General features: G+C 64.6%; 9 protein-coding genes and 1 pseudogene. 4 read left to right on the forward strand and 6 right to left on the reverse strand.

Annotation, left to right across the window (positions count from 1 at the left end):
- Positions 1–149: 149 nt before the first annotated feature.
- A complete protein-coding gene (locus U1E69_RS22280; protein ID WP_322246689.1) occupies positions 150–557 on the reverse strand; it encodes a DUF6636 domain-containing protein in 408 nt (135 codons plus the stop codon).
- Positions 558–625: 68 nt separating this feature from the next.
- Between U1E69_RS22280 and U1E69_RS22285 the strand changes: the two genes are divergently transcribed.
- Complete coding sequence (locus tag U1E69_RS22285; protein WP_322246690.1) at positions 626–1,012, forward strand: hypothetical protein; 387 nt, start codon at positions 626–628, stop codon at positions 1,010–1,012.
- Here U1E69_RS22285 and U1E69_RS22290 read toward each other — a convergent pair.
- Positions 997–2,160 (reverse strand): M20 aminoacylase family protein, encoded by a 1,164-nt coding sequence (locus U1E69_RS22290; protein ID WP_322246691.1) that lies wholly within the window; start codon positions 2,158–2,160, stop codon positions 997–999. The two genes, U1E69_RS22285 and U1E69_RS22290, sit on opposite strands and share 16 nt — an antisense overlap.
- A 55-nt stretch (positions 2,161–2,215) precedes the next feature.
- Here U1E69_RS22290 and mazG point away from each other — a divergent pair, with 55 nt between their 5' ends.
- Complete coding sequence (gene mazG / locus U1E69_RS22295) at positions 2,216–3,040, forward strand: nucleoside triphosphate pyrophosphohydrolase (protein WP_322246692.1); 825 nt, start codon at positions 2,216–2,218, stop codon at positions 3,038–3,040.
- 161 nt (positions 3,041–3,201) lie between these two features.
- Positions 3,202–4,200, forward strand: a complete 999-nt coding sequence (locus tag U1E69_RS22300) for a Fe(3+) ABC transporter substrate-binding protein (protein WP_322246693.1) — start codon at positions 3,202–3,204, stop codon at positions 4,198–4,200.
- A gap of 47 nt (positions 4,201–4,247) precedes the next feature.
- Here the strand turns inward: U1E69_RS22300 and U1E69_RS22305 are convergent, their stop codons facing one another.
- From U1E69_RS22305 to U1E69_RS22315, 3 genes are all read right to left on the reverse strand, one after another.
- Positions 4,248–5,669 carry a serine protease gene (locus U1E69_RS22305; protein WP_322246694.1) on the reverse strand — a complete coding sequence of 474 codons (1,422 nt, stop codon included), beginning with the start codon at positions 5,667–5,669 and terminating at the stop codon, positions 4,248–4,250.
- Positions 5,670–5,748: 79 nt separating this feature from the next.
- A complete protein-coding gene (locus tag U1E69_RS22310; protein ID WP_322246695.1) occupies positions 5,749–6,156 on the reverse strand; it encodes a hypothetical protein in 408 nt (135 codons plus the stop codon).
- Positions 6,157–6,321: 165 nt separating this feature from the next.
- Positions 6,322–7,347, reverse strand: a complete 1,026-nt coding sequence (locus U1E69_RS22315) for an exo-alpha-sialidase (protein WP_322246696.1) — start codon at positions 7,345–7,347, stop codon at positions 6,322–6,324.
- A gap of 124 nt (positions 7,348–7,471) precedes the next feature.
- Between U1E69_RS22315 and U1E69_RS22320 the strand changes: the two are divergent.
- Positions 7,472–8,402, forward strand: a pseudogene (locus U1E69_RS22320) (nucleoside hydrolase).
- Between the two features lie 20 nt (positions 8,403–8,422).
- Here U1E69_RS22320 and U1E69_RS22325 read toward each other — a convergent pair.
- The coding region (locus U1E69_RS22325) for a hypothetical protein (protein WP_322246697.1) at positions 8,423–8,904 on the reverse strand (482 nt) is incomplete at its 5' end.

Here is an 8,904-nt window from a genome sequence, read left to right on the forward strand (position 1 = left end):
AAGGTTGGGGGTCACCCAGATCTGGTGTCCAAAGGCTGATCCGGCCCCATCAGGGCCTAAGGCAGTCGCAGCTCCCGCGATTCGCGCTTTCATACTGGCGCAAATATCCCCCGCGGAGCGTCCGCCGCCCGCACCGGGGTCCAGCCGGTTCAGAACAGCTTCTGCTTCGCCTTCGCCACGCTGAACCCATGCCCGTCGGCATTGGTGCAGGTCATTCCGGTCTTGGCCGAGACGCAGGAAATCCCCCCCAGGCTTACCGCTTCGCCATAGGGCAGCACCGCATTTCCCGGGTCCTGCACCGTATCGCCGACACAGGCCAGCACGCCCTTGCCGGAGGCACCGACCGCGAAGGCCATGCCCCAGTCCAGATCGCAGCCCGCCGGGCGCTTCGTGTAACTTGGCACATAGTCCCGCAGATCACAGCGTGCCTCGGCGCTGCCATCGAAGATGTACATCGCACAGTGGATGTTGCCGGTAGGCGACTGAAAGCCAAGGTAGTCATCGGCGAAAGCAGGCCCCCCAACGACAAGCAGGGCGAAAAAGGCGGACAGCTTCACTGCGATCTCCCTATCATGCGATGAAGACCCGTGCAGGTCCCCGCGATCAGCTGTCAGAAGGCGCGCAGATGTCCCCCATCGTCAAGGCTGCATTCGCCTACGTCCTTCCGGTCTTCGCCGCAGCTTTCGTCATCGGCGCTGTCCGGGTCACGCTGGTCGCGCCTGCCCTCGGCCCCCTTGTCGCCGTGGCGCTGGAGGTGCCGCTGGTCCTTTGCCTGTCCTGGTGGGTCGCAGGCCGCGTCCTGGGCCGCTGGCCCTTGTCAGCTTGGCCGCGCGCGGGACTGTCGCTCCTCGCCTTCACCGTGTTGATGCTGCTGGAACTCGCCACCGCCCTCGCCTTCGGCCAGACGCCCGCGCAGTTCCTGACCGGCATGACCACGCCAGCGGGCGCGCTTGGCCTGGCCGGTCAGATCGGCTTTGCTCTGGTCCCGCTTGTCCGTCAGGCCAGGGGCTGAGCCTTCTCCACCAGCCGCGCAAAGAAGCTTGCGCCCACCGGGGCCGCCTCGTCGTTGAAATCATAGGCCGGGTGGTGCAGCCCTGCGCCCGGACCCGTGCCAAGGAACAGATAGGCCCCCGGCCGCGCCTCCAGCATGTAGCTGAAATCCTCCGACCCCATCTCGCGGGCCGCCCGCGCATCCACCGCCTCGGCGCCCGAAACTTCGCGCGCCACCTCGGCGGCGAAATCCGCCTCCTCCTCGTGGTTGATCGTCGCGGGATAGCCCCAGTCGTAATTGACCTCGGCCTTGACGCCGTAGGCGGTCGCATGACCCTCGACGATCTCGTGGAACCGCTTCTTCAAAAGCGCCCGCACATCGGGCTTGAAACAGCGGATCGTGGCCGCGAAGAACCCCTCCTCGGGGATGATGTTCGACGCCGTTCCGGTGTGGATCATCGTGACCGACAGCACCGCCTCGTCCAGCGCATAGACGTTGCGCGGGATGATCGTCTGCACCGCGCTGACCATCCCCACAATGGCCACCACGGGATCAACGCATTCATGCGGCGTCGCGCCATGCCCGCCCTTGCCCGTGACCTTCACGACTGCCGTATCGACGCTGGCCATCAGTGGCCCCGGCGTCGTGTGGAAATGCCCGAAGGGCACGTTCGGAGCGTTGTGGATGCCGTAGACCTGGCCGATCGCGAAGCGGTCCATGATGCCCTCCTGCACCATGACCTGCCCGCCGCCGCCATCCTCTTCGGCCGGCTGGAAGATCAGCGCCACACTGCCTGCGAAATTCCGCGTCTCCGCCAGATACTTCGCCGCACCCAAAAGCATCGTCACATGCCCGTCATGGCCGCAGGCATGCATCTTGCCCTTCTCCAGGCTGGCATAGGGCACACCGGTCAACTCGTCGATCGGCAACGCATCCATGTCGGCGCGCAGCCCGATCACCGGACCGTCAGCCCGCCCCTTGATCAAGGCCACGATCCCGGTCTTCGCGATGCCTTCGTGGATCTCGTCCACCCCGATCTCGCGCAGCCGCTCCACGATCCAGGCAGCGGTCTGGTGACACTCGAACGCCAGTTCGGGATGCTGATGCAGATAGCGCCGCCACCCCTTCATTTCCTCGGCATAAGAGGCGATACGGTTCAGCACGGGCATGTCGGACTCCTTCGGACGTGGCCTTTGATCAAATCGCAAAACCCCGGTGGCCGCAATGACCCAATCCCGCCTTGACCGCGACGTCACCGACCTTCCCCCCTCCGGCATCGACCGCCTCCTTGCCATCATGGCCGCCTTGCGCGACCCGAAGGCAGGCTGCCCGTGGGACATCGAACAGACCTTCGCCACCATCGCGCCCTACACGCTGGAGGAAGCCCATGAAGTCGCCGACGCCATTGACCGTCAGGCCTGGGGTGAGCTGAAGGGAGAACTCGGCGATCTGCTTTTCCAGACCGTCTACCATGCGCAAATGGCGACCGAGGCCGGACACTTCACCTTCGCCGATGTCGTCGCCGCCATCTCGGACAAGATGATCACCCGTCACCCGCATGTCTTCGGCTCGGAAAGCCGCGACAAGACCGCCGAACAACAGACCCGCGACTGGGAGGCGCAGAAGGCCCGCGAACGCGGCACCCAGCGCACCCTCGACGGCGTCGCCCAATCGCTCCCCGCCTTGACCCGCGCCCTGAAACTGCAAAACCGCGCCGCCCGCGTCGGCTTCGACTGGCCTTCGACCGATCAGGTCCTCGACAAACTGGTCGAGGAAGCGCGCGAGGTGGTGGAAGCCCGCGACACCCTGACCCACACCGCACTCACCGAAGAAATCGGCGACCTCCTCTTCGTCATGGCCAACCTCGCCCGCCACCTGAAGGTCGACCCCGAGGCCGCACTGCGTGCCGCCAACCAGAAATTCACCCGTCGCTTCGCAAGGATCGAGGATTGGCTGGCCGAACAGGGCAAGACCCCCGCCGACAGTGACCTTGCCGAAATGGACGCCCTCTGGAACCGCGCCAAGGCCGAAGACAAGGCGCAGGTCTAGCCTTTCATACTGGCGCAAATATCCCCGCCGGAGGCTCCGACGCCGCCACCGGGCACACCGCCGCAGGTGACAAAATGTCCGAGTCTTTCACTCAACCTCTTGACCCAAGCAAAACAGTCAGGTTTAAGCGCACCCATAAACCCGACAAAAGGAGTCAGCCAATGCTGCGCCTCTCGACCCTCGCCCTTCTCGCCTGCTCCGTCCCGGCGCTTGCGCAAGAGATCAACGTCTATTCCCACCGGCAGCCGGAACTGATCCAGCCTCTCGTCGACGCCTTCACTGCCGAGACCGGGATCGCGGTCAACGTTGCCTTCGTCGACAAGGGCATGGCCGAGCGTCTGGTGGCCGAGGGCGACCGCTCGCCCGCCGACCTCGTGCTGACCGTCGACATCGCGCGCCTGATGCAGATCGTCGAGGCCGACGTGGTCCAGCCGGTGCAGTCCGACATTCTGGAAGCCAACATCCCCGCCGAACTGCGCGATCCCGGCGACAAGTGGTTCGGCCTGACCTCGCGTGCGCGGATCGTCTATGCCTCGAAGGAGCGCGTCGCACCGGGTGAAGTCACCACCTACGAAGACCTCGCCTCGGACAAGTGGAAAGGCCGCATCTGCTCGCGCTCGGGGTTGCATGACTACAACGTCGCCCTTCTGGGTGCGATCATCGCCCATCACGACGAAGCCTATGCCACCACCTGGGCCGAGGGTCTGAAAGCCAATCTGGGCCGCAAGCCCGACGGCGGCGACCGCGATCAGGTCAAGGCCATCGCGGCGGGTGAATGCGACATCGCCATCGGCAATACCTACTACATGGGCCAGATGCTGGCCGACCCCGAGCAGGTCCCGGCCGCCGAAAGCGTCAACATCGTCTTCCCGACATTCGAGGCTGGCGGCACACACCTGAACATCTCGGGCGTGGCGATGACCAAGGCGGCGCCGAACAAGGAAAACGCGCTGAAGTTCATGGAGTGGCTCTCCTCGGACGCTGCCCAGAAGATCTACGCCGAGACGAACCACGAATACCCCGTCAAACCCGGTGTCGAACGGTCGGCGCTTGTCGCGTCGTGGGGCGAGTTCACTCCGGACACCACGTCCCTTGCCGACATCGCCGCACAGCGCCCGGCCGCGGTGAAGATCATGGAGACGGTGGATTTCGACGGCTGACACCCTGCCGTTTTCGGCCGGCCTGGGCGCGCTCTGGCGCGCCCTTTTCAATTGCAGGTTATCAGTCGCGTGAAGCCTTTGGCCAGTTCGGCCAGATCCTCGGGGGCAAGACCGGCCCCCTCCGCCTGAATGGTCGGATCAACCCCGTTCTGCGCCAGAAACAGCTTGGCAATCTCGCCCCGGATCGCGAAGTTCACGTTCTGCGGGATGTCGTCGTACAGGTCCGCGACCTTTGCTGCATCCAGTTTCGCCACCACGACCCCCACGACCTGGCCCGCCGCATTGATCACCGGCCCGCCCGAGTTTCCCGGCTGAACCGGGGCCGAGATCTGCATGTTGATCCCGTCGCCGCCGATCCCCTTCAGGCTGGTAACCGCCCCGCGCGTCACGTTCAGCCCGCCCAGCAAGTCCGGCAAGGGATAACCCGCCACGGTGACATCGGAATTCAGCCGTGCCGGGTTTTGTGCAAAGGTGGCAGGTGCAGTTCCTGCCAGGGCCTCGGCCCGCAAGAGCGCAAGATCAAAGGTCTGATCCTGTGCGATCACCACGGCTGGCTGACCATCAATGGAAAGAGATGTGCAATTCGCGATCACATGGCGGTTTGTCAGGACATCCCCTGCTGTGGAGACCAGAAATCCGGTTCCATAGCCGACCGCCGGACTGACGACCGAGGCCCGATTGTCTTCCGCCGCCGGACCCGCCTTGTGCGGCACGGGCGGGGCAGAGTCCTGCATCAGGCCGGCCAGGGTCTCGATCCCCTCGGACAGCAGGCCCGGAGAAATGCCGATGGCCGGCGCGTAGCCGGGTGCGATGCTGCCGGTGATTGCCGCAAAGGCGCCGGCATCCCGGTCACTGGCCGACAGCATGATCGTCGACCATTGCCCGCGCCGGAAGTCCGACCGGGTGTATAGGCTGACCCCGTCAGCACCGCGGCCCGAGGTGATCCAGACCTCTTGCCGCCGCACCGTGTAGACATCGACCACCGAACTTGCCTCGGTGAACTGGTGCAGCCGGACCGTCCCGGCTGCGTCCTGCACCGTCAGCGAATAGCCGATGGACCGGCCCCGGACGTTCAGGTTGTAAAAGACATCCGACCGACCACCCTCGACCAGCCCTTCCGTCGGCACCAGGAAGGACATATCCAGGACCGAGTTGTATTGCCGTTCCCATCCCTCGGCATCCAGCGCCGAATAGGCCTCAAGCGCCGCAACCACTGCGTCGGCGTTGGTGACAAAGGCGTTGCCACCCTCGGCTTCGGTGAACCGCTCCAGCGCGCGCTGACTGCCCGCGCCCCAGGCTCCGTCGATCAGTCCGTTGTAGGCCCCGGCAAAGGCAAGTCCGGTCTGCAGCAGCCGCTTTTCCTGATCGGTCAATCGGCGGGCGTCAAACTCCTGCGTCAGCTGATCCGCCGTGAAGGCCACCGCGCACAAAGGTGTCAGCAGGAAACAGCAGATCAGGAAAGCTTGCATCGGAAATACCCATCTTGTCCGGGCATTGAAGGCCCCAAACGCGCGTCGGTCAAGCCGACAGACTGTTTCCGTTGGTGCCCTACCCTGCGAAGACCCCGGTCCAGATCATGCCCAGAGCCACCAGCCCGCAGCCCATGCCAATCCCCAGAAGCCACTCGCTCAGCCTTGACCAGCGCAGCGTGGGTGCGGCCCGCGTCTCTGGTTCCGTCTCGACCCCGAACAGGCGAAGCGCGCTGCGCAGAAGCGGCAGGCGTAGGCCAAGGCGCCGCAGCGCCGCCCCGAGCCCAGCCCCCAGCACCGCGTTGCGCAAGATGCGCGTTACCTCATGGAGTCCGCTCGCCTGCACCAAAGCGCCCGACAGCAGCATCAGCGGGATCGCCGCCCACGCGACCCAAACCCTGCGGTTCTCGCCCAGCCAACTGTCCACCAGCCACTCCGTCCCGAAGGCCGTCGCAACGATCACCACAAATGACACCAGCGTCGGCATCGCCCCTCCACCGTTTGCTGGAGTCTGAGCCTACTGCACCCCGGTCCGCACGGCAGGTCGGCAATTCCCACCCCGGATCTTTGGGAAAGGGTCGTTTCGGAAGTTCAACGTCAGTGGACAACTATATGAAATCTTTTGAAGATCGGAAATCTGCGCCCGTGGCGACTACCCCATGAACTCCACCGACAAGACAGTCGGCAGATGCCGCGCGACCTCTTCCCAGGTATCCCCCTCGTCCCGCGACAGGAACACCGAGCCCGAATTCGTCCCGAAGGCCACCCCGCCCGGGCACGAGGCCATCCCCTGCCGCAGCACCGTGAAAAAGCAGTCCCGCTCCGGCAGCCCGGCGCCCTTCCCCGCCCAGGTCTCGCCCCCGTCCTCGGTCTTCCAGACCAGCGCCCGGCCTCCCACCGGGTACCGCCCCAGCGAGTCCCCGTTCAGCGGAAACACCCAGGCCACCCCCGGCTTCGAAGGATGCGCCGCCACCGGAAATCCAAACGTCGAGGGCAGCCCCTCCGTCACCTCTTCCCAAACCTGCCCCCCGTCGCGCGACCGATATACCCCCTGGTGGTTCTGCATCCAGATCAGCCCCTCTGCCGCCCCGAAGGCAAGGTTGTGGACGCAACTGAAGATCTCATCCTCCCGCCGGATCTCCTCTCCCTCCCAATGCCGCGCCAGCGCCCCCGCGGGCCCCGCCCGGTTCCCTCGCCGGTTCCGCATGACCCAGTTCACCCCACCATCCCTGGACTCAAACACCCCCGCCGCCGAAATCCCGACCCACAAACCGCCCTTCTGATCCGACAGGATCGTATGCAACGTCAGCCCCGCCGCCCCCGGCTGCCACTCACTCGCCCCCGGCTGATCCGTCAGCGCCTCCAGCCGCGCCCAGGAAACACCCCCATCGACGCTCTCAAACAGATAGGCCGGCTTCGACCCCGCCAGCACCCGCCCCCGGTCGTAAGCCAAGGACCACAACTGCTCCGCCCCCTCGAACGGCCCCTTCGACACCGACCACTCGCCGCCCACACGCCGCCAGACCCCCGCGCCATGCCACCCGCTGCCCCCGGCCGCAAAGATCTCGCCCCCGCGACCCACCGCATGGTTGATCGGCCAACCGTCGCAAAACGGCCCCTCCACCCGCCCGCCCGAAAGCACGAACAACCCCTTCGTCGTCCCGACCAGAATCTCCATCGCCCGGCTCCTCCGCTTCGACCGCGAAAAGCCTACGCCCCTTCCCCGACATTGCACGCCTTTTCCTGACCATCTGGACAAACTTGCCCCGTTCCCGCTTACTCCCCGCAAGAAGGAGCACCCTATGTCCCGCAAGATCATCATCGACACCGACCCCGGCCAGGACGACGCCGTCGCCATCCTCCTCGCCCTCGCCAGCCCGGAGCTTGAGGTCCTCGCCCTCACCGCCGTCGCCGGGAACGTGCCCTTGCCCCTCACACAGAAGAACACCCGCCAGATCGTCGAGCTTTCGGGCCTGAAGACCCCCGTCTACGCCGGCTGCGACGCGCCCCTCAAACGCAAGCTCGTCACCGCCGAATACGTCCACGGCAAGACCGGCCTCGATGGCATCCCGCTGCCCGACCCGACGTACCCCCTCCAACCCCAGCACGCCGTCGACTACATCATCGACACCCTGCGCGCCCACGCGCCCGGCACTATCACCCTCTGCCCCCTCGGCCCCCTGACCAACATCGCCACCGCCTTCCAACGCGCCCCCGACATCATCCCGAAAGTGGCCGAGATCGTCCTGATGGGCGGCGGCTGTTTTGAGGGCGGCAACGTCACCCCCGCGGCCGAGTTCAACATCTACGTCGACCCAGAAGCCGCTGATATCGTGTTCAAATCCGGCGTTCCCCTGGTGGTGATGCCCCTCGACGTCACCCACAAGGCGCTGACCTCGCGGGCGTGGGTCGAAGGCATGCGCGCCCTCGGCACCCCCGTAGGCACCGCCGCCGCCTCCTGGACCGATTTCTTCGAACGCTTCGACACCGCGAAATACGGGAGTGATGGCGCCCCCCTGCACGACCCCTGCGTGATCGCCTACCTCTTGGAGCCGTCCCTCTTCACCGGCCGCCACATCAACGTGGAAATCGAGACGGGGAGCGAGCTCACCCTCGGCATGACCGTCGCCGACTGGTGGCGCGTGAGCGGTAGGGAGCCCAATGCGATGTTCATGGGAGGCGTGGACCGGGACGGGTTACCGGCTTTTGACGGAGCGGTTGGGGAGTTTGTGAGGCGCAGTTTGGGACACGTATCAAACGATGCGATATTGGTTCAACCACATTTCCTGAATTTTCTCAGGAATCTTTCTGGCTTCATAAGTACGTCCAAAGTCGTCAAAAATCTTTGCGAGGTGGTGCCAACGATCACTACCGTCCGTTACTCCATCACGAGCAATGAATCGCCACGTGTCATAAAGGAGAGCAATCCGGTGCTTGAACTCCGGATTGCGCTCTCCATTTTCAAGAGTTTCGCTTACTAGGTTTCTTGACGCACCAAAGAAGGCAGATAACTCCTCCTCACTTATCGTTGCAGCTAGGAACTTCGTTGCAAGATCCGATTTTATCACCCGCGCTATCAAGAGAGTAATGGTTGCGACTCGCCAGCCCAAGAAGATATTGTCGGCCTTGGCTTCATCTGGCAAAAGTGCTGCCATCGCAAAGATCTTTTCGATGTCGAGCATCGAAATGTGCATACCCTTCGAGATCGCCTCAATCTGTTCCCGGACTTCGCCCA

The organism is Tabrizicola sp. (assembly GCF_034366665.1).
Lineage (GTDB): Bacteria > Pseudomonadota > Alphaproteobacteria > Rhodobacterales > Rhodobacteraceae > Tabrizicola.